At 56.6% G+C, this 717-nt stretch carries 1 protein-coding gene; it reads right to left on the bottom strand.

Annotated features, from left to right (window positions below; translation table 11 throughout):
- A partial coding sequence (locus P7F28_RS09720) for an isocitrate/isopropylmalate family dehydrogenase (protein WP_277184290.1) occupies positions 1 to 307 on the bottom strand: 307 nt, incomplete at its 3' end.
- Positions 308 to 717 lie beyond the last annotated feature (410 nt).

Here is a 717-nt window from a genome sequence, read left to right as displayed (position 1 = left end):
GATCGAATTCGCGGCGGAATTTGAGGAGCGAGCCCCAGAGGGAGATGTGGTCGGGGACGGTTTGTGGCCAACCGACTGCGCCGAACAGGATTGCGTCCTTGTCTTGCAGTTGCTGCTTCCAGTCGTCGGGCATCATCTGGCCGTGCTGCGCGTAGTAGTCGCAGCTTGCCCATTCTATGTGGTCGAATTCTATTTTTATGTCGTAGCGTTTGCTTATGGCTTCCAGTGCCTTGATGGCCTCGGGCATCACTTCCTTGCCGATGCCGTCGCCAGGGATGGTTGCGATTTTGTAGGTCTTTTTGGACATGGTCTTGGCTTCGCTCCGCGTTCGGGGTTTCGGGGGTTTTAAGGATAGCGCTGTCTTGCTGTTGCCGTTTGTCTTGCGGTTTTGTTCAGTAGCCGCCTCCCCGGCGGGGGGGTAACTTTCTTTGCTGCTGCAAAGAAAGTCACCAAAGAAAGCAGCTTTTTCAACCAGGCACTGCCCGTTGAAAGGGTAAGTGGATTAATGGTTTCTCTAGGTGACAATAGCCCGCCGCCACGGAGGCCTGCCCGGCCTGTCAAGTGCTCGGTACGCGCCATTCAAGCACCTCACACTCTTTAGCAGAGCGGCCCGCATTCATTCTTCCAGCGTGCGCGCCCTGCGCGCCGCCGGGCGTTATTCGAAGGAACCCGGCAGAGCACCAAGACAACGACAAAGCAAACGGCAACGCACAAACG

It is taken from the genome of Caballeronia sp. BR00000012568055, assembly GCF_029439455.1.
In the GTDB taxonomy this organism is placed as follows: domain Bacteria; phylum Pseudomonadota; class Gammaproteobacteria; order Burkholderiales; family Burkholderiaceae; genus Caballeronia.
This window is presented reverse-complemented; position numbering and strand designations above follow the sequence as displayed.